This window comes from Streptomyces lonarensis, assembly GCF_012033735.1.
Lineage (GTDB): Bacteria > Actinomycetota > Actinomycetes > Streptomycetales > Streptomycetaceae > Streptomyces > Streptomyces lonarensis.
In genome coordinates this window covers 1-19,800 of record NZ_JAAVJD010000095.1, presented here as the reverse complement: position 1 = coordinate 19,800, position 19,800 = coordinate 1, and the positions used below count along the sequence as shown (strand labels likewise).

The following is a 19,800-nucleotide window of genomic DNA, read 5'->3' as shown; positions in this document are numbered from 1 at the left end:
GGCCGACCTGGCGGCCGCGCTGGAGTCGGAGGCCGCCGGCTGCGCGGCCGACTGGCTGCGCGGTGAGCCGGGGGCGGTGGCGGGGTGGGACGACCTCGGCGCGGTCGACGCGGGCGAGAGCGCGCACGCCTACGCCGTCCACACCGCGCCGCCCCAGGCCGGGACGAACATCGCCGTCCACGGCATCGGGCGGACCGGGGCCACGGTGACGCTCGTCTCCTGGGGGCAGATGGGCACGCTGGCCGACGCCCCGGCGGCCGCGTTCGCGGAGACGCTGACCGACGCGCTCGGCCGGCTGGGCTGACCGACCCGGCGGGGCCGTTCGTGACACCCCGCCGACCGCCCCGCCTCGGCCGGGTGGGGCAGGAGCGGGGCGGCAAGGGGCACAGCGCGGGCGAGCGCGGCAGGAGCTCCACCGCCGCAGCGGGCGGCGGGCGCTGCCCGGCAGCGCACGGGCGGCATGGCGTGGTGTGGCGCGGCGTGGCGTGGTGCGGTGCTCCGGAGGGGGAGCACCGCACCACGGCGGACCGCCGCCGTCAGCGGTCGCGGCGGTAGACGGCGCGCAGCGCCTCCTCCGCCGCGGCCAGGGCGGCCTCGCGGTCGAGCCCGAGCCGCAGGACGCGGCGGGCGTACTCCTCGGCGGCGTGGGGCGCTTCGCGGCCGGCGGCGTCGCCCGCGGCTGCGACGAAGGTGCCGTTGCGCCCCCGGGTCTCGATGACGCCGTCGGCCTCCAGGGCGCGGTAGGCCTTGGCGACGGTGTTCGGGGCGAGGCCGAGCTCCTCCGCGAGCCCGCGGACCGTCGGCAGGCGGTATCCGGCCGGCAGCGCCCCGGACCTGGCCTGGTCGGCGAGCTGGGCGCGCAGCTGCTCGTAGGGGGCTTCCGTCGCGGTGGTGCTGATGGTGACCTTCACGCCGGTGATTCTGCCGCACCGGGCCGCCGCCGGGTGCTCGGCGGACGCCGGACGGTCGGTGGGGTCCGGCGGCCCTGCTACCGTGGTAGTTCAAATTCGAATTATCCGTGGCGCCCGGCCCGCGATCCGGACGCAACGGCCGTGACCGCCGGAGGGCCGCCATGACCACCGCATCCCCGAGCCGTATGCCGGTGCTCTACCTCAGCCACGGCGCGCCGCCGCTCGCCGACGACGCGCTCTGGACCGAACAGCTGGCGAGCTGGTCGGCGCGGCTTCCCCGGCCGCGCGCGATACTCGTCGTCTCGGCGCACTGGGAGTCCGCCCCCGCCACGGTCGGCGCCACCACGACGGTGCCGCTCACCTACGACTTCTGGGGATTCCCCGAGCGCTACTACCAGGTCCGCTACCCGGCGCCCGGCGCGCCCGAGCTGGCGGACCGGGTGCGCGCGCTGGTGGCGACCCCCGGGTCGGCGGTCCACCAGGACACGGGGCGGGGGCTGGACCACGGCGCCTACGTGCCGCTGGCCGAGATGTACCCGGACGCCGACGTGCCCGTCCTCCAGCTCTCGCTGCCGACGCTCGACCCGGCGCGGCTGCTGGAGTTCGGCCGCCGCCTCGCCCCGCTGCGCGACGAGGGCGTGCTGATCCTCGGCAGCGGGTTCTTCACGCACAACCTCAGCGAGATCATGTGGGGCGCCGGCCCCGACCAGGCTCCGGGCTGGTCGCGCGAGTTCGACGCGTGGGGCGCGGAGGCGCTGGCCGCCGGCGACGTGGACGCGCTGCTCGACTTCGAGCACGCCTCCCCCGCCGGCCGCGTCGCCCACCCCCGTACCGAGCACTTCGCGCCGCTCTTCGTCTCGCTGGGAGCGGGCGAGGCCGATCTCGGGGCCCTCTCCACGGCGGTGGACGGTTTCTGGGGCGGGCTGGCCAAGCGGTCGGTACAACTGGGCTGAGACCGTGCCCGCCGCCGGGGAGCCGGCCCGCGCCCACCGCGGGCCGGCGCTCGCCGGCGGCGCGCGGTCAGCCGCGCACCGCTCGGCCGCGCAGCGCTCAGCGGCGCGCGCGGGCCATGCGCCGCACCGCCTCGACCAGCACCTCTGGTGAGGTCGCCAGGTTCAGCCTCGCCCACCCCGCGCCCCCGGCGCCGAACGGGATACCCGAGGTGAGGGCGACCCTCCCCCGCTCCAGGAAGACCGCAGCGGGGTCGTCGCCGAACCCGGCGTCCCGGCAGTCCAGCCAGGCGAGGTACGTCCCCGGGGCGGATCGGTAGCGCACCTCGGGCAGGTGCTCGGCCAGCAGCTCCGCGAGGAGCAGCCGGTTCTCCGCCAGCCCCGCCAGCAGGGCGTCCAGCCACGGCTCACCCCGGGTGAACGCCGCGGTGTGGGCGATGACCCCGACGTGAGAGGTGGCCGCCGCGACCCACTCCGGGATGCGGGCGACGTCCGCGGCGGCTCCGGGGCCGGCGACGGCGAGGCCGGCCCGCAGCCCGGCGAGGTTCCACGCCTTGGAGGCGGAGAGCACCGCCCATCCCCTCTCCGCGCCGGGCACGGAGAGGTAGGGGGTGTAGCGGGTGCCCGGGTCGACGACGGGAGCATGGATCTCGTCCGCCACCACCCGCACCCCCCAGCTCTCCGCCAGCTGCGCGACGGCGGCGAGTTCCGCCGCCGTGTGGACGGTCCCCGTCGGGTTGTGCGGGTTGCAGAGCAGGTGGACGGGGTTGCCGCCCCGCGAGGCGGCGTGGCGGTAGGCGTCCTCCAGGCCCGCGAGGTCCAGCCGCAGGTCCGCGCCGAGCGGTGCCTCGGCCACCATCCGACCGGTGTGGCGGACGTAGTCGTGGAACGGCGGGTAGACCGGGGAGTTGACGACGACGGTGTCCCGCGGGGTGGATATCGCGGCCAGCACCTCCAACACCCCGGTCATCACGTCCGGCACGACCGTCGTGCGCGCGGTCGCCACCGTCTCCCAGCCCCAGCGGCGGCGCGCGAACCCCGCGAACGCCTCGGCGTAGGCCGGTCCCCGGGTGTACCCGGTGTCGCCGAGGGCGAGCGCCTCCCCGACCGCGTCCCGGACGGTCTCCGGCAGCGGGACGTCCATCTCCGCGACGAAGAGCGGCAGGACGTCCGGCGGGTGGGCGCGCCACTTCTCGCTGGTCCTGCGGCGCAGTTCGGCGAGGGTCAGCCGGCGCAGCGGGTTCCCGATCTCCGGCACGGGGGCGTCGGTGGGGGTCATGTCGTCAGCGTAGGCCGGGAACGACCGCCGCGGCAGGGGACGCCGGGCGGAAGCGGCCGCCGGGAAGGCGACCGGCCGGCTCCGCACCCTCTCCGACCGGCCGCAGCGGGGCGGGGAGGCGCCCGCGGCGGGCCGAGTCTTAATCATCGGTCAGCCGTTCCTTAAGCCCGCCCTAAAGGGTGGCCTCCAGGGCCCCTGACGGTGCCGGGAGGGGGTTCGACGTGGCTAGCGTGCTGTGCACCGGGCAGGCCACGCACCTCCCGGGACCGCCCCCGCCCCGAGCCCAGGAGCCATCCCCATGACCGTCCGTCGTACGGCAACCCTCGTCGGCGCCCTCGCCGTCGCCCCGCTCGCCGCCGGTTTCCTGGCCGCCGCCCCGGCGGCCGCCCACGGGTCGATGGAGGACCCGGTCAGCCGGGTGCGTGCCTGCTTCCACGAGGGCCCGGAGTCCCCCTCCAGCGCGGCCTGCACCGACCTGGTCGGTATCGGCGGCACCCAGCCGCTGTACGACTGGAACGAGGTCAACATCGCCGACGCCAACGGGCGCCACCGCGACATCATCCCCGACGGCGAGCTGTGCTCGGCGGGCCGCGACAAGTACGCCGGGCTGGACCAGGCCCGCGGCGACTGGCAGGCCTCCCCGATGTCCGCGGGCAACCACACCTTCCGCTACACCGCTACCGCGCCGCACACCGGCTCCTTCGCGCTGTACGTCACCCAGCAGGGGTACGACCCGGCCGCCCCGCTGCGCTGGTCGGACCTGGAGCACTTCGGCGAGGTCACCGACCCGGAGCTGCGCGACGGCCAGTACGTCTTCGACATGCAGGTCCCCGAGCGCCAGGGCCGCCACCTGATCTACAGCGTGTGGCAGCGCTCCGACAGCCCGGAGGCGTTCTACACCTGCTCGGACGTGGTGTTCGGCGGCGGCGACGGCGCCACCTCCCCCGGCACCGGCACCGGCGAGCCGGAGCCCGTCGACCACAGCGGGCACGGCGACCACGCGGACCACGGCGACCACACCGCCGGCAAGGACGGCAAGGGCAGCAAGGACGAGGGCGACCACACCGACGCCGGCGACCACGGCAGCCACGACAACCACATCGACTCCGACACCGAGGCGCCCGCCGCCTCCGAGGACGAGACGCGGGAGGAGACGGCAGCGGAGGACGAGCCCGCCGCCGAGGAGGAGTCGGCCCCCGGGCCCACCCCGGAACGGTGCGTCGGACCGGCCCCCACAGCCGGTCCGCCCGCCCCCTGCGGGGCGTGTCACCGGGAGAGAGCGCGGACCGGACGACGTCCGGACCGCCCCGAACACCCGTCGGACCACGGCCTCCGCCCGGCCGTGGCCCGACGGGGACGCACGGCGACGCCCCGCCCCGGCCCCACGGCCGGCGCGGGGCGTCGCCGCGTGCGCGCGTCCGTCGCCTCCGGTTACGGAAGCACGGTCAGGTCGGTGACGCGCAGGTGGCGGGGGAAGGCGCCGACGGGCTCGGCGGCGCCGCTGAGCAGGTCGATCCCGTACAGCCGCTCCCGGCCCTCGGTGCGGAGAACCGCCCACCCGGTGTTGGCGCCGGTGGCGGGGTCGGTGCGGATGTCGAACCCGGCGTCGGGTCCGGCGTCGACACCCAGCGAGCCGGTGGGTGCCAGCGTCCCCGCGTTGGCCGGCGACTGGAGCACGACCTGGTCGGTGCGGGTGTCGAGGTCGAACAGGGTGGTGGCGGTGGCCGGGTCGAGGTCGTCGTTGGTGTAGGCGGCGGCGGTGACGCCGGTCGCGACGGTGCCGTCGGGGTTGGTCAGCGGGCCGTCGACGACGGTGACGCCCGGCGCGGGGGCGCCGTTGGGGTCGTCGATGTTGTGGCGCAGGTTCTGCCCGGTGTCGCTGATGACGCGGAGCCGGTTGGCGGCCGGGTTGAAGTCGACGCCGAAGAACTCGCCCTCCAGCGCCACGCTCAGCCGGCACACCCGCTCCGCGCGCACCCCGACAGCGCGGTCGCCGGAGCCCGGGTAGGTCAGGGTGTAGATGCCGCCCTCGTCACCCACGCCGTAGATCCGGTCGTCCTGGACGCGGTGGTCGATGCCGATCAGTCGGGTGTCGCCCCGCAGTCCCTGGATGCGGCCCAGCGGGACGGCGGCGCGCGGGTTGTCGACGGCGAACCGCACCAGGGTGTTGCCGGCGAGGCCGACGGCCACCGGCGCGGCGGTGCGGGCGGCCTCGGCCGTCGGCGCGGTGCCGGCGGCCGGGGGCTGGGCCCCGGTCGCGGAGGGCTGGCCGAGCAGGGCCACCCCGATCGTGCCGGTGAGCAGGCCGACGATCAGGCGGTTGCGCATGGTGGGGCTCCTCGTGGTCGTGGTGCGGTGCGGCCGGCCCCGGGGTGCCGCGGCGCCCCCGGGTGTTCCGGCCCGGTGCGGCCCGCTCCACCGGTGCGGGGCAGCGGGGCCGTCACCGTCGCTTCGGCGCCGTGCGGGTCGCGGCTGGGCCGCCCCCGCCGATCGGGGCGGAACGCCACCCGTGCGGGCGAGCGCACACCCCGGCGCGACGGGGTGGTGGGGCTCCCGGGGCTCCGGCGCCGGTACGGCGTCCGCTAGCGTGACGTCAGGCCTCCGCCAGGTGGGCGCCGGAGGAGAGGAACGCGGCTCCCGAGGAGCACTTGTGACAGGTAGGAACGGGCGGTCGCCCGCCCCGTGCCCGGACGCGGTCGAAGACGAGCTACGGCTGGCGGCCGTCCGGGACACGGGGCTGTCCGCGCGCCCCGACGCCGGGATGGACCGCTTCGCGCGGCTCGTGAAGGACGTGCTGGACGTCCCCGCGGCGCTGGTGGCCCTGGTGACGGCGGACCGGCAGATACTGCCGGGGCTGGCCGGCACCCACGCACCCTGGGCGCGGGAGCGGAGCCTGGCGGCGCCGCTGGCCCTCTGCGGCGAGGTGGTGCACGGCGGCCTCCCGGTGGTGGTGGACCGGGCCGGCGCGGGTGCGGCGCCACCGGCGCCGCGCGACGGCACCGACCGCGCCTCGGGCGACCCGGTCGCCCTGGCCCCGGAGGTCCAGGCCTACGCCGGGGTACCGCTCACCGACCGGGCCGGCCGCGTGCTGGGGGCGCTGTGCGCCCTCGACAACCGCCCCCGCGCCTGGAGCGACCGAGAGCTGTCGCTGCTCGCGGAACTGGCGGCGGCCTGCGGCGCCGAGCTGCGGCTGCGGATCGCCGCCCACCGCCGCGAGGTGGTGCACCGCGACGAGGCCGCCGCCCGCACCCGCGCCGACGGCCAGGCGCGGCGCAGCGAGAGCGCGCTCGCCCGGTCGGAACTGCTGCTGCGCGCGGCGGACGCGCTGGCCGACACCACGGGCCTGGCGGAGGTCGGCCGGCAGGTCCACGACCTGGTGACGCTGGTGCTGCGTCCCGTCCACGTCCGCGTCATGGTGGCCGGGGGCGGGGTGCTGCGGCGGTTGACCCACGGCTCGGAGCAGCCGGACCGGCACGGTGTCCCCCTCGACGAGGAGCGGCCGATGACCCGCGCCGCCCGGGAGAACCGCGTGGTGACGGTGGCGGGCACCGACGAGGTGGCGACGGTCTACGGGCGGCGTGCCGCGGACGACCACCGCGCGCTGGGGCTGGACACGGTGGTGTGCGTCCCGCTGCCCGGTCAGGACGGGCCTCTCGGGGTCCTGGTGATGGGATGGGACCGCCCCTACGAGGTGGACGACCCGGAGCGGGCCGTCCTGGCGGCGCTGGCCGGGTACACCGCGCGGGCGGTGGAGCGCGCGCTGTTCGTGGAGAACCGGGTGGACGTGGCCCGACAGATGCAGGAGGCGATGCTGACCGACCTGCCACCGGTGACGGGGCTGCGGACCGCCGCCCTCTACCGGCCCGCCGCGGACATCGACATGGTCGGCGGCGACTGGTACGACCTCTACCGACTGCCGAGCGCGGCGCAGGGCGGCGAGGACGCCGAGGGGGCGGCCACGGTGGCGGCGACCATCGGTGACATCACCGGTCACGACATGCGGGCCGCCACCCTGATGGGGCAGGTCCGCAGCATGCTGCGCCAGGCGGACCTCGACCACCCGGGCACCGGTCCGGCCCATGTCGTCAGCGCGTTCGAGCACGCCAACCGGGCGCTGCGGCTGGGGTGCAGCGGCACGCTGGTCCACGCCCACCTGCGGCCGTGCCCGCCGCCGGACGACGGCAGCTGGGAGCTGAGCTGGACCAACGCGGGCCACCCCCCGCCACTGCTGGTGACGGCCGACGGGACGGTGGAGCAGCTGACGGACCACGGGGCGCTGATGCATCCGGGGATCGGCGTACGGGAGCGCGACGCGCACCGGCGGACCCTGCCGCCCGGCGCGCTGCTGCTGCTCTACACGGACGGGCTGGTCGAGCACCGGGGCGGCGACCTCGACGTGGCGATCGACCGGGCGGGCCGCTTCCTCGCCGCGCGGCGGGGGGAGCCGTTGCCGGCCCTGCTCGCGGAGCTGGTCGACGAGGTGGCGGGCGAGGCGGCGGACGACGACATCGCGCTGCTGGCACTCCGGGTGCCCGTCGCGCGGGAGTGACCCTGCCGCGGGCGGGGCGGGGTGCGGCGCCCGGTTGCGGACGGCCGCGCGCCCCGGACGGCTGCCGTCCGGGGCGCGGGCCTGTCGGGGTGCCGGGGCCGGTCACGGGGCCGATGGCGCGGGCCGCTCGCGAGTGGGGGCCGGTCCGGCGCTCCCCGTCAGTCGAAGACCGACCAGCAGGTGCTGGGTCGGGCGTTGGCCGGGTCGAGCGCGTTGGTGACCTCGTGCCAGGCGACGCGGTCCACCAGGGCGATGGCGAGGTGCTCGGAGAGGCTGACCGGGCACAGGTCCTGGAGGAGGACGTTGGTGACACCGGGCTCGTCGATGAACTGGCTGCGGTAGGGGGTGACGACCTCGTCGTAGCGGGTGGCGATGACGGTGTACTCGACGCCCGGCACGGTGTAGCCGTCCGCGTTGAGTTCGGTGAGGAACGGCGACCCGGCGATCTGCTGCTCCAGCGCGGGGGTGAGCCCCTCCAGCACGTCGCGCGCCCCGGGGAAGAGGTCGAAGAGCTTGGTCAGGCCGAGCACCGTGCTGCCGTTGGTGGCGGGCGAGAGCGCCACGAGCGCGTTCACCTTCTCCGCGGCGCCGTCGTGGTGCTTGAGGTAGTGGCGCGGCATCATGCCGCCCTGGGAGTGGCCGACGAGGTCCACCTCGTCGGCACCCGTCACCGCCAGCACCCGGTCCACGTAGGCGGCGAGTTCGGCGGAGGAGTCCTCGATCGGCCCGAGGCCGTGGAAGACGGCGACCCCGGGCAGCCGGCCGTAGTCGAGGGAGAACACGCACCAGCCGCGGTCGGCGAGGTAGGGCGCGAGGCCGACCCAGTTGGTGACGCTGTTGCCGAGGGTGCCGTGCACCAGGACGACCGGGCGGGGGCGCTCGGGGGTGGTCCGGCAGCTGTCGTCGTTCCACGCGCCGGAGGCGGCGGTCGGCGCGGCGGCCGGGGCGTCGGAGGGGGCGGCCCCGGGGGCGGTGGTCTCCGGGGCGGCACCGCCGGGCGCCGCCTGGGCGGCGGCCGGGACGACGGCGACGGCCAGGGCGAGCGCCAGCGCGGCGGCGCCGGTGCGGGTACGGACGCGGCCACGGGTACGGACGCGGGTGCGGGTGCGGCGGTTCCAGGACAGCACGATGGGGTCTCCTCGCTGGAGGCGCACGGTGGGGGGTGACGGCGCGCGGTCCGGACCACGTGTTACTGCCGAGTACACACACGTTACGAGCGGGTAACTGGACTGCCCACCCTTCATACAGTGAAGAACCGCACACCTTTCGCACACAACACGACGCCCGCAGGCCGTCGCGGCGCCCTCCCGCGCCCCACGACCGGGGGCCCACCGCCACGGAACCACCGCGAGATTGCCGAAGAAGTGGCGTGCGGCGCCCCGCCCGGGGCAGGATCGGCGCCGGAACGCGCGGCGACGCCGCGCGGAGGGGGCGACCCGGCGCCGAGCCGGGGCGGCCGCCCGCCATGGACGAGAACACGGGAGGACAGCCGTGACCGGCACGGTCGAGACGTTCGAATTCCAGTCGGAGTCACGCCAGCTGCTGCAGCTGGTGGTGCACTCGATCTACTCCGAGAAGGACATCTTCCTCCGGGAGTTGGTCTCCAACGCCTCGGACGCGCTGGACAAGCTGCGGCTGGAGTCGCTGCGGGACAGCGGCCTCGACGCGGACACCTCCGACCTGCACATCTCGTTGGAGACCGATACCGCCGAGCGCACCCTGACCGTGCGGGACAACGGCATCGGGATGACCCGGGACGACGTGGTGGAGCTGATCGGCACCATCGCCAAGTCCGGCACCGCGGAGTTCGCGCGCAAGCTCAAGGAGGCCAACGACGCCAAGGACGCGGCCGTCTCCACCGACCTCATCGGCAGTTTCGGCGTCGGCTTCTACTCCAGCTTCATGGTCGCCGACCGCGTCACCCTGGTGACCCGGCGCGCCGGCGAGAAGGAGGGCACCCGCTGGGAGTCCGAGGGCGAGGGCACCTACCGGCTCCAGCCGGTCGAGGACGCGCCGCAGGGGACCGCGGTGACGCTGCACCTCAAGCCGGTCGACGAGGAGGACAACCTCCACGACTACACCGCGGAGCACACCCTGCGGTCGATCGTGCGCCGCCACTCCGACTTCATCCCCTGGCCGATCCGCACCGAGGTGGAGCGCGAGGAGGACGGGACCCCCACCCGTGCCGTCGAGACGCTTAACTCGATGAAGGCACTGTGGGGCCGGTCGCCCGAGGAGATCTCGGAGGAGGAGTACACCGAGTTCTACCGCCACGTCAGCCACGACTGGTCGGACCCGCTGCGCACCATCCACACCCGCGCCGAGGGCACCTTCGAGTACCAGGCGCTGCTGTTCCTGCCCTCCCGGGCACCGGTCGACCTCCACCAGCAGGACGCGCGGCGCGGCGTCAACCTGTACGTCCGCCGGGTCTTCATCATGGACGACTGCACGACGCTGCTCCCGGACTACCTCCGGTTCGTCAAGGGCGTGGTGGACGCGCAGGACCTGTCGCTGAACGTCTCCCGCGAGGCGCTGCAGCAGGACCGGCAGATCCAGCTGATGCACCGCCGCCTGGTCAAGAAGATCCTCGCCTCGATCAAGTCGCTGCGCACCGAGGACCCCGAGCGGTACGCCACCTTCTGGCGGGAGTTCGGACGCGCGCTGAAGGAGGGCCTGCTCTCCGACGCGGACAACCGCGCGACGATCCTGGAGGTGTCCTCCTTCGCCTCCACCCACGACGCCGAGGCCCCGACCTCGCTGCGCGACTACAAGGAGCGCATGAAGGAGGGCCAGGAGCACATCTACTACGTGACCGGCGCCTCCCGCGCCCGGCTGGAGAGCTCCCCCCACCTGGAGGCCTTCCTGGCCAAGGGGTACGAGGTGCTGCTGCTGACCGACCCGGTCGACGAGGTCTGGGTGGAGCAGGTCGGCGAGTTCGACGGCACCCCGCTGCAGTCCGTCGCCAAGGGCCAGGTCGACCTGGAGTCCGCGGAGCAGGACGCCGAGGAGGGCGAGGAGGCCGCGCAGCGCAAGGAGGAGTTCGGCCCGCTGCTGGAGTGGCTCGGCACCCGGCTGGGCGAGGAGGTCAAGGAGGTGCGGCTGTCCTCGCGGCTGACCACCTCCCCCGCCTGCATCGTCGGCGACGAGTTCGACGTCACGCCGACCCTGGAGAAGATGTACCGCGCGATGGGCCAGCCGCTGCCCCCCGTCAAGCGCATCCTGGAGCTCAACCCGGACCACGCGCTGGTCACCGCGTTGCGCTCCGCCCACGCGGCGTCCGCCGAGGACGCGGCGCTGGGCGACACCGCCGAGCTGCTGTACGGCATGGCGCTGCTGGCCGAGGGCGGCGACCTGGCCGACCCGGCGCGGTTCAGCCGGCTGCTCGCGGAGCGGCTCGCCGCCGGTCTGTGAGCCCCGCCCCGCCGGCCCGCTCCCGTGTCACGGGGGTGGGCCGGCGGGGCCGCTCACCGGCGGCGGAGCCGCGCAGCGGCCGCACGGCGCAGGCACGGGCCGGTGGCCACCGCGCCGCGCCGCCTCGCTAGGGTGGGGTGGTGACCTCCCCCATCGAGCTGGTGATCTTCGACTGCGACGGCGTCCTGGTGGACACCGAGCGGCTGGCCCTGCGCATCAACGTGGAGCTGGGCGCCGAGCTCGGCTGGCCCATGGACGAACGGGAGATCGTCGACCGGTTCCTGGGCCGCTCCAACGCCGCGGTGACCGAGCAGATCACCGCACGGCTGGGCGCCGAGGCGGCCGACACCTGGGAGAAGCGGTACGTCGAGCGCCTGAACGAGGCCGTCGACCGCGAGCTGACGGAGGTCCCCGGTGTCACCGAGGTGCTGGACGGCCTCGACCTGCCCTTCTGCATAGCCTCCAGCGGCACCCACGAGAAGATGCGGCGGACGCTGGGCGTCACCGGTCTCGCGCCGCGGTTCGCCGGTCGGATCTTCTCCACCACCGAAGTGGCCCGGGGCAAACCGGCGCCGGACCTCTTCCTGCACGCCGCCGCCACCATGGGGTTCGCCCCGGAGGTCTGCGCGGTGGTGGAGGACAGCCAGTACGGCGTCGCGGCCGCGCGGGCCGCCGGGATGCGGAGCTTCGGCTTCGCCGGCGGGCTCACGCCCGCGGAGTGGCTGGCCGGTCCGCAGACGGTGGTGTTCGAGGAGATGCGCGCCCTCCCCGCGCTTCTCGCCGCGGCCTGACCGCACACCGCCGAGGGCGCGCGCCGCACCGGGGCGCCGGACGCGGTGCGCCCCGGTCGCACCCGCCGCGACCAGGTGTGACGTACCTCAAGGGTTCGGCGGCGGCAGCGCGGGCAGGGCACCGGAGGACGGCTGCGCCTCCGCACCGGGGCCGGCGGTCCCGGCCGGTGGAGCGCGCGCCGTGGTGCGAGGCCACGAGGACTTGCGAGAGTTGTACGAGATGACGGCAGACACCGAAGGAGCGGCCATGAAGATCGGGATCGTCGGAGCCACCGGCCAGGTCGGCGGCGTGATGCGGGAGATCCTGGCCGAGCGGAAGTTCCCGGTGGAGCAGCTGCGGCTGTTCGCGTCGGCCCGTTCGGCGGGACGGACCCTGCCCTGGGCCGGCGGGGAGGTCACCGTCGAGGACGCGGCGAACGCCGACTACTCCGGCCTGGACATCGTGCTGTTCTCCGCGGGCGGGGCCACCTCCCGCGCGCTGGCGGAGAAGGTCGCCGAGGCCGGCCCGGTCGTGATCGACAACTCCTCCGCCTGGCGGCTGGACCCCGAGGTGCCGCTGGTCGTCGCCGAGGTCAACCCGGACGCCGCGGCCGACCGACCGAAGGGCATCATCGCCAACCCGAACTGCACCACCATGGCCGCGATGCCGGTGCTGCGTCCGCTGCACCGCGAGGCCGGGCTGGTCTCGCTGGTGGTCGCCAGCTACCAGGCCGTCTCCGGCAGCGGGCTGGCCGGCGTCTCGGAGCTGGAGGAGCAGGTCCGCGCCGCGGTGGCGCAGGGCGCCACCGGCCTGGTGCACGACGGCTCGGCGGTGGAGTTCCCCGCACCCCACTCCTACCGCCGTCCGATCGCGTTCAACGTGCTGCCGCTCGCCGGCTCCATCGTGGACGACGGGCTGGAGGAGACGGACGAGGAGCAGAAGCTCCGCAACGAGAGCCGGAAGATCCTGGGCCTGCCGGAGCTGAAGGTCTCGGGCACCTGCGTGCGGGTGCCGGTCTTCACCGGGCACTCCCTCCAGGTCAACGCCCGCTTCGAGCGGCCGCTCAGCCCGCAGCGCGCCAAGGAGCTGCTCGGCGCCGCGCCCGGGGTCGCCCTCTCCGACATCCCCACCCCCCAGCAGGCGGCGGGCCGCGACGCGAGTTATGTGGGGCGCATCCGCCGGGACGAGACCGTCGACCACGGGCTCGCGCTGTTTCTCGCCAATGACAACCTGCGCAAGGGCGCGGCGCTCAACACCGTGCAGATCGCGGAGCTGATCGCCGCCGAACGGGGCTGACACCCCCTCAGCGGCCAGCACTCCGGCCGGTCACCGCGATCGCGCGGTGACCGGCCGGGGTGCTTCGCGGGCACCTCCGGGGGTAGGAGCACCACCCGGGTGGGATTGCACGTCACCCGGGTGGCGGCCGACCCCGTGACTAACGGGCAGTCAGTGCGCAGATGCGACAACACCCTTGATCCGAGGGCATATCGTATGCACGAGAAGCGTCACAGACAGGCACTGATCTGACTATCTGCTTGGCGCACTGTCGGCGTCATGGACGACGATAGGGACGCGGGTGTTCCCGCGATCGTGAGGAGGAGGCGTCCATGGGATCGGTTCGCAGGGCCAGCGCGTGGCTCGGCCTGGTCGATGACCGCGAGATGCGCTACTACGACGACGAGTACGCCGACGGACCGGAGACCGGTTCGAGTGCCGAGGCGTGGACGACCGACCCTCGGCTCCAGGTCGCGGCCGAGTCCGCGAGACACCAGGGCAGCCGGATCGCGACCGTCACCCCCCAGGGATTCCGCGATGCGCGCGGCATCGGTGAGCTGTTCCGCGAGGGGGTACCGGTGGTCGTCAACCTGACGGCGCTGGAGTCGGGTGACGCCAAGCGGGTCGTCGACTTCGCCGCCGGTCTGACCTTCGGCCTGCACGGCACCATCGAGCGGGTCGCCAACCGCGTCTTCCTGCTCACTCCCGCCCGCTACGAGGTCGTCTCCGGCGACCCCCGCCGCAACGAGGGCGGCTTCTTCAACCAGAGCTGACGGCGCGTCCGCTCGCCGGCACCCCCGGTGAGCGGGCGCGGACCCCGGGACCGCTCGCGCCGATCGGCGCGCGCAGGGTCCCCGTCGCGCGCCCCGGTGCTCTACTGGGGCCCATGACTGCCACCCCGACTCCCCCGGACCGCCCCACGGCCGACCGCGACCCGGCGCCCCTGGCGGACCCCCTGGACCTGCTCGACATCTCCTGGACGCTGAGCCAGGAGGAGCGGGACATCCAGCAGACGGTCGCGCGGTTCCTCGCCGACCACGCCCGCCCCTACCTGGGCGAGTGGTTCGAGACCGGCCGCTTCCCCCGCGAACTCGTCCCCGAACTGGGCCGGCTCGGCCTGCTGGGCATGCACCTGGAGGGGTACGGCTGCGCGGGCGCGGGAGCGGTCGCCTACGGGCTGGCCTGCCTGGAGCTGGAGGCCGCCGACTCCGGGCTGCGCAGCTTCGCCTCCGTGCAGGGCTCGCTGTCGATGTACTCGATCCACCGGTACGGCTCGGAGGAGCAGCGCACCCGCTGGCTGCCGCGGCTGGCGGCGGGCGAGGCGGTCGGCTGCTTCGCGCTGACCGAACCGGACCACGGCAGCGATCCGGCGGCGATGCGCACCCGGGCGGTGCGCAGCGGCGGCGACTGGGTCCTCAACGGCACCAAGACCTGGATCACCAACGGCTCCATCGCTGACGTCGCCACCGTGTGGGCCCGCACCGAGGAGGGCGTCCGCGGCTTCCTGGTGGAGCGCGGCACCCCCGGTTTCACCAGCCACGACATCGGCCACAAGCTCTCGCTGCGGGCGTCCGTCACCTCCGAGTTGGTCCTGGACGACGTCCGCCTCCCGGACGCGGCGCGGCTCCCCGAGGCGAACGGGCTGCGCGCACCGCTCTCCTGCCTGGGCGAGGCGCGGTTCGGCATCGTCTTCGGGGCGCTCGGCGCGGCGCGCGACAGCCTGCGCACCACGCTGGAGTACGCCGACACCCGCACGCAGTTCGACCGGCCGATCAGCGGCTTCCAGCTCACCCAGCGCAAGTTCGCCGACATGGCGCTCGCCCTCAACTCCTCGATGCTGCTGGCCCTGCACCTCGGGCGGCTGAAGGAGGCCGGCCGGCTGCGTCCCGAGCAGGTCAGCGCGGGGAAGCTCAACAACGTGCGGCAGGCGATCGCCATCGCCCGCGAGTGCCGCACCGTGCTCGGCGCCAACGGGGTGGGCCTGGAGTACTCGCCGCTGCGCCACGCCAACAACCTCGAATCGGTGCTGACCTACGAGGGGACCGAGGAGATCCACACCCTGGTGGTGGGCCAGGCGCTGACCGGCCGCTCCGCCTACCGCTGACCTGGCCGAGGGCTCCGGGCCCGGCCGCGCCGCCGCCCGCGCCCGGAGCCCGGGCGGCGGCGCGGAACCGGTGTCAGCCGACGGTGTCCCGGAAGGAGACGCCCTCCGAGCGGAGCGCCGCCACCCGGTCCTGGACCTCCTGCGGGCTCAGGCTCTCCTCGCCGGCGTAGTAGACGTAGTCCACCTGCTGGTCGTAGACGCGGAACCCCTCCAGCGGGGCGAGGTCGATGAACCACTGGTTGACGTTGATGCTCATCGGCCGCTCGGGCAGGTAGTACGCGCCGTGCTCGGCGAACAGCTCGCCGTCGATGTGGTAGACGATGCGCTCGTCGTCGATGGTGAGGACGAGGTCGCGCCAGCCGGCATGGCTGGCGGCACCGACCGTGCTCTCGTTGTCGGAGAGCCACGGGTCCGGCTGGTAGGTCTCCCACGAGGTGGCGAACATCGCGTGGTCCCTCTGGCCCCAGCCCCCGTTGGGCAGGTACTCGAAGTCGTACTCCGAGTAGTCGGGCGCCATCGGTGCGGTGAGGTCGTTGATCGCGAAGAACGTCTGGACGACCTCGTCGCCGTCCGGACCGGTGCGAGGCTCGTCGGAGAACCGCACGCGCGCCGCGTAGGTGCCCTCCTTGAACTTCCGCTCGGCGGTGTACACCTCGGCCTGGACGGTGCCGGCCTCGGTGCCGTCGGTGGCGGCCTCCAGGTTCAGCACGGTGCCGCCCTCGCCGGCGGGGAAGGTGACGTTCGCGGCGCTCCACCCCGCGTCGGGCAGGCCGGGACCGCCGCCGTAGCCGCGGACCGACCAGCCGTTCTGCCGCAGGCGCGGGTCGTCGTGGGCGGTGTAGTCGAAGTCGTCGAACAGGACGCCGGCTGCGGTGGGGGTGGCGTCCTGTTCGGCGACGGGCGCGGTGTCGGCGGCCGGTGCGGGGTCACCCGCGGCGGCGCCGTGCAGCACGACCGGGGTGGCTACGGCGGCCGCGGCGACCACACAGGCGGCGGCTGTCCGCCGCGAGCGTGACTGGGCTGCGCGTCTGGGCATGACTGGTCCTCTCGTGCGGTGGGGGTACGGACCGGCCCGACCGGCACCTGCGGAGGTCTTCGGTGGTCCCGGGGCCGCTCCGGCGAGCGAACGTTGCACGGTGCACCGGTACCGTCAACCGGCGTCGGTCGTTTCCGGAAACCCGGCCCGGCCGGGCCACCGGGGGCGTGGTCCGCCCGCCCGGCGGCTCCCCGCCGCCCGGCCGGACCACGCGGGGCGCCCCGCGACGGCCGATAACCGGCCCCCGCTCCCCCGCTCCCCCGCTCCCCCGGCACCCCGCCTCGCCACCGGCAGCCGCACCCGCGCCGGTGGCAAGGCGACCGGCCGCACGCCCGCCACGGAATTCCGGTGTTCCACGCATTCGGCGCAACGACGTACGGAATTTGCCCCCACCACGCATTCGGCGGCACCCCCGGAGCGCGTCCCGCGCCGCAATCCCAAGGCGTGAACGGAAAGCGCGGACCACGGCGCAAAGCGCGCCCCCTGGTCCGCGTCACATCACATCGGCATCACGAACGCGAGCTCAGGACAAAGTCCCGCTATCACCCGCTGTAATCTTGAGAGAGTGCGTACCCGAATCCTCGCTCGCCTCGAACAGGAGCCACAGCGCCCGGACATGGCCGCTCCTGACATGAGTCGTGTGCGGATGTCGCTCCTGGGCACCACCGCCGTCTTCTACGCGGCGATCGTCGGGCTGGTCCTCAGCACCTCCTGGCTGGTCCACCTGGACTGGCAGGTCATGCTCTTCCGCCCGTACAAGCAGTGGCCGGAGCTGCACGCCTTCCTCGACTACTTCGTCGTGCTGGGGCAGCGCGGCCCCACCGCCGCGCTGATCGCGGCGTGGCTGGGATGGCGCTCCTGGCGGCAGCGGACCCTCCGGCCGCTGCTGGTGATGGGCTGCGCACTGCTGCTGCTCAACCTGTCGGTGGGAGCCGCGAAGCTGGGCATGGGCCGCGAGGGCCCCCACTACGCCAACATCGTCGGCTCCAACGAGATGTTCCTGACCGGGGACATATTTCCCTCCGGGCACACGGCCAACGCCGTCGTGACCTGGGGAATCCTGGCTTATCTCGCCACCACGCCGCAGGCGCGGCGCATTCTGTCGGTGATGGCCGCCATCTTCGCCCTCGGCGTCGGCACCACCACCGTCTACCTCGGCACCCACTGGGTCAGCGACGTGCTGCTCGGCTGGGCGGCGGGGCTCCTCATCCTGCTGGCCCTCCCCTGGTTCGAGCCGCTGCTCGCCCGGGTCGAGATGCGGGTGCTCACCGACCGCGACCGCCTCTGGGAGAGGTTCTCGCTGCGCGAGCCGAAGCGCGCGGCTCCCGCCGTCACCCCGGTGGCCGTGGGCGTGCGGGGCGGCCGGGAGGGCGAGGACGCCCGCGACACCGAGGCGGCGCCCGCCCTCAACGGGCTGCGGCCCGCGCGGTACGGGCCGCGCCCCTACCGTCCGACGGCCGGACCACGGCCCACCGGGCCGCCCGCCCACCCCGGTGCCCCCCACCCGGGCAGCCACCCCGGCGCCGGCGACCGCCCACCGGTGAGCCCCGCGGGAAGCCACTGACACCGACGAGCCGCCGCGCCCCGCCCCGGGTCTCCGGGGCGGGGCGCGGCGGCTCGCGGCCCGTTCGACGCCGCTGCGGCCCGGTCAGCCGGCCCAGCAGCGGACGACGACATCGTCGCGGACCGCGAAGTTGAGGCGGCCCTCCAGGTACTCCAGCGTGATGATCGCGTCCGGGGGCAGTGACCGCACCGTCTGCCACCCGGCGGCGCGGGCGCGCTCGCCCGCCGCCTCGGCACTCAGGCCCAGATAACTGTCGGTCGTGTCGCGGGAACCGTCCGCGTCCGAGGAGTGGGAAGACATGCAGCCCACCGTACGGCGTGGGCACCGCACCCGGAAGTGACGGGCGACCGTCCGCAGTGTCACGCTTGTGTCACAGCGGCACCGGCCGCGCGCCACCCAGGATCACGGCCGGTGCCGGGCACTCCGGGCACCGTGGACGGGAATTCCGCGCGGAATGCAGAACCGGCCCGGGAATTGCGACGCGACGGTTCCGCCCGCTTCCGACGGGCTCCGCGGAGCGGCCGCGGCACGGGAATTCCCGCGGGTCCCCGGGGGCCGTTCCCGGTGGACGAAGCGGTGGAATCGCGCCGTGCCGGTGCGGGGGCGGGGGAACGCGCAGCCGACCCGCGGCGGGCCCCTGCGGGGGTCCGCCGCAGCCCGGGACGACGGCGACCGTACCGGAATCGGCCGCTCCCAGAGCGTGACCTGGCCGTGTCGGCGCCGTTGAACCTGCGGGAGCCGCCGCAGGCAGCGGACCCAGGAAACCCTAAGGAGTACCAGTGTCAGCATTGCTCGACGTCAGCGCGGACGTACGCGCCGAGATCGGCGAAGACGAGGCGGAGCGCCTGCTCACCGGGGACAACTCCCCGGGCAACTACGACTGCACCTCCTGCCGCAACCCGGGCGACGCGGTGCGGGAGCGCACCAGCACCGTCCTGTTCGTGGGTGAGGAGACGGCCGTGCTGGCGTTCGCGCACGCCGCCTGCATCCCCTCGCAGGTCGTGCCGGTCTCGGAGGAGCAGCTGAAGGGCGCGGTGCGTTCCATCACCGGCCAGGGCAGCGACATCGCTGCCGGGGCGCAGGAGGCCGGCGGCCAGGCCGTGCTGGGCGTCACCTGCGGCCTGGTCATCGTCGACGACGAGCTGTACGCCTCGCTCGTGGTGGAGCCGAACGGCGCCATCGCCCGTCCCGGCTCGGAGGCCGCCGGCGACGAGTTCCTGCCGCTCATGATCGAGCAGGGATTCTTCCCCGTGACCAGCGTGGCGTCCGCCCCGGCGGAGCTGACCGGCTGGTCGGTGCTGCTGGTCGGCGGTGAGCTGCACGCCGTGCTCCAGCCCGGTCTGGTCGGCAGCCCCTCCACCGCCTGGTGGCAGGCGCACCAGCCGCTGCCGGTGACGGAAGGCTGGCGCAACGCGGCCCGGCAGCGCGGCAAGGTGCTGCTGCTGGCCTCGCCGGCGGGGACGATCGGCACCCAGCCCCGCGAGGACCTGCTGCGCGACGCCCTGGACCAGGCGGCCGAGGGCGGCCGGCTCGTCGGCGCCGTCATCCCGCTGGCCGGGACCTGAGCGAGTCCGGCCGGCTGGGGCGATCAGGTAGTACCGGCGGGCGCCCCGCATCCGTCGACGCGGCCGGTCGTTGGAGGAACGTGCACCCTTCCGAACCGTTCCGCCCGCAGCAGCCCGGCCGTCACCGCCACATCCCCGGGATGCGTCCTTCGTTCGAGCCGGCCGTGGGCCACTCGGCGACGCCGATCTACGACGCGCTCTGCGCGGAGTACCGGCGGATGTTCCGGACCCTTCCCGGCGACCGCAGCGGGGAGGAGGAGCTGAGGTTCGACGCCTTCGGCACCTTCGGTTCCCCGCGCACCGCGGTAGCCGGCTGGGAGAGCCGGGTGCCGACGGGCAAGCTCAACGCCTTCCTGGGCGAGCTGGTCGCCTCCCACCCGCACCC

General features: G+C 74.6%; 16 protein-coding genes and 2 pseudogenes. 12 read left to right on the top strand and 6 right to left on the bottom strand.

The features are described 5' to 3' along the window. Positions 1-304: pseudogene (locus HCN56_RS13675) on the top strand (hypothetical protein); the annotation flags it as partial. 232 nt (positions 305-536) lie between these two features. Here the strand turns inward: HCN56_RS13675 and HCN56_RS13670 are convergent. Next, positions 537-920 (bottom strand): GntR family transcriptional regulator, encoded by a 384-nt coding sequence (locus HCN56_RS13670; protein ID WP_167970836.1) that lies wholly within the window; start codon positions 918-920, stop codon positions 537-539. Positions 921-1,072: 152 nt separating this feature from the next. On the opposite strand from HCN56_RS13670, the gene HCN56_RS13665 reads away from it, so the two are divergent. After that, the gene (locus HCN56_RS13665) at positions 1,073-1,864 is read left to right on the top strand and encodes a dioxygenase family protein (RefSeq protein WP_167970834.1); all 792 of its coding nucleotides are present in this window, start codon (positions 1,073-1,075) and stop codon (positions 1,862-1,864) included. Between the two features lie 97 nt (positions 1,865-1,961). Here the strand turns inward: HCN56_RS13665 and HCN56_RS13660 are convergent, their stop codons facing one another. Continuing rightward, positions 1,962-3,140: a MalY/PatB family protein gene (locus HCN56_RS13660; protein WP_167970832.1), complete on the bottom strand. Its 1,179-nt coding sequence runs from the start codon at positions 3,138-3,140 to the stop codon at positions 1,962-1,964. Positions 3,141-3,438: 298 nt separating this feature from the next. Here HCN56_RS13660 and HCN56_RS13655 point away from each other — a divergent pair. Further along, positions 3,439-3,993: pseudogene (locus tag HCN56_RS13655) on the top strand (lytic polysaccharide monooxygenase); the annotation flags it as partial. Positions 3,994-4,571: 578 nt separating this feature from the next. Here the strand turns inward: HCN56_RS13655 and HCN56_RS13650 are convergent. After that, positions 4,572-5,468: a DUF4394 domain-containing protein gene (locus HCN56_RS13650; protein ID WP_167970830.1), complete on the bottom strand. Its 897-nt coding sequence runs from the start codon at positions 5,466-5,468 to the stop codon at positions 4,572-4,574. Positions 5,469-5,790: 322 nt separating this feature from the next. On the opposite strand from HCN56_RS13650, the gene HCN56_RS13645 reads away from it, so the two are divergent. Continuing rightward, positions 5,791-7,689, top strand: a complete 1,899-nt coding sequence (locus HCN56_RS13645) for a PP2C family protein-serine/threonine phosphatase (protein ID WP_312871221.1) — start codon at positions 5,791-5,793, stop codon at positions 7,687-7,689. Between the two features lie 158 nt (positions 7,690-7,847). On the opposite strand, the gene HCN56_RS13640 is transcribed toward HCN56_RS13645, so the two are convergent. Continuing rightward, positions 7,848-8,816 (bottom strand): esterase/lipase family protein, encoded by a 969-nt coding sequence (locus tag HCN56_RS13640; protein ID WP_312871220.1) that lies wholly within the window; start codon positions 8,814-8,816, stop codon positions 7,848-7,850. A gap of 364 nt (positions 8,817-9,180) precedes the next feature. On the opposite strand from HCN56_RS13640, the gene htpG reads away from it, so the two are divergent. From htpG to HCN56_RS13615, 5 genes are all read left to right on the top strand, one after another. Next, positions 9,181-11,100 carry a molecular chaperone HtpG gene (htpG, locus tag HCN56_RS13635; protein WP_167970824.1) on the top strand — a complete coding sequence of 640 codons (1,920 nt, stop codon included), beginning with the start codon at positions 9,181-9,183 and terminating at the stop codon, positions 11,098-11,100. A 140-nt stretch (positions 11,101-11,240) separates the two neighbouring features. Next, a complete protein-coding gene (locus HCN56_RS13630; RefSeq protein ID WP_167970822.1) occupies positions 11,241-11,891 on the top strand; it encodes an HAD family hydrolase in 651 nt (216 codons plus the stop codon). Between the two features lie 247 nt (positions 11,892-12,138). Then, positions 12,139-13,167 carry an aspartate-semialdehyde dehydrogenase gene (locus HCN56_RS13625; RefSeq protein WP_167970820.1) on the top strand — a complete coding sequence of 343 codons (1,029 nt, stop codon included), beginning with the start codon at positions 12,139-12,141 and terminating at the stop codon, positions 13,165-13,167. Between the two features lie 311 nt (positions 13,168-13,478). Further along, entirely contained in the window at positions 13,479-13,919 is a 441-nt protein-coding gene (locus HCN56_RS13620; protein WP_167934345.1) for a cell division protein SepF, read from the top strand. 113 nt (positions 13,920-14,032) lie between these two features. Continuing rightward, entirely contained in the window at positions 14,033-15,250 is a 1,218-nt protein-coding gene (locus HCN56_RS13615) for an acyl-CoA dehydrogenase family protein (protein WP_167970810.1), read from the top strand. Between the two features lie 73 nt (positions 15,251-15,323). Here the strand turns inward: HCN56_RS13615 and HCN56_RS13610 are convergent, their stop codons facing one another. Continuing rightward, complete coding sequence (locus tag HCN56_RS13610; RefSeq protein WP_167970808.1) at positions 15,324-16,286, bottom strand: glycoside hydrolase family 16 protein; 963 nt, start codon at positions 16,284-16,286, stop codon at positions 15,324-15,326. A gap of 631 nt (positions 16,287-16,917) precedes the next feature. Between HCN56_RS13610 and HCN56_RS13605 the strand changes: the two genes are divergently transcribed. Continuing rightward, the gene (locus HCN56_RS13605; RefSeq protein WP_245246513.1) at positions 16,918-17,850 is read left to right on the top strand and encodes a phosphatase PAP2 family protein; all 933 of its coding nucleotides are present in this window, start codon (positions 16,918-16,920) and stop codon (positions 17,848-17,850) included. 84 nt (positions 17,851-17,934) lie between these two features. On the opposite strand, the gene HCN56_RS13600 is transcribed toward HCN56_RS13605, so the two are convergent. Next, positions 17,935-18,150 carry a proteinase inhibitor I78 gene (locus HCN56_RS13600; RefSeq protein ID WP_167970806.1) on the bottom strand — a complete coding sequence of 72 codons (216 nt, stop codon included), beginning with the start codon at positions 18,148-18,150 and terminating at the stop codon, positions 17,935-17,937. Between the two features lie 479 nt (positions 18,151-18,629). Here HCN56_RS13600 and HCN56_RS13595 point away from each other — a divergent pair, with 479 nt between their 5' ends. Both HCN56_RS13595 and HCN56_RS13590 read left to right on the top strand, forming a co-directional pair. After that, complete coding sequence (locus HCN56_RS13595; RefSeq protein WP_167970804.1) at positions 18,630-19,415, top strand: DUF8842 C-terminal domain-containing protein; 786 nt, start codon at positions 18,630-18,632, stop codon at positions 19,413-19,415. Positions 19,416-19,555: 140 nt separating this feature from the next. Continuing rightward, the coding region (locus HCN56_RS13590) for a hypothetical protein (RefSeq protein WP_167970802.1) at positions 19,556-19,800 on the top strand (245 nt) is incomplete at its 3' end.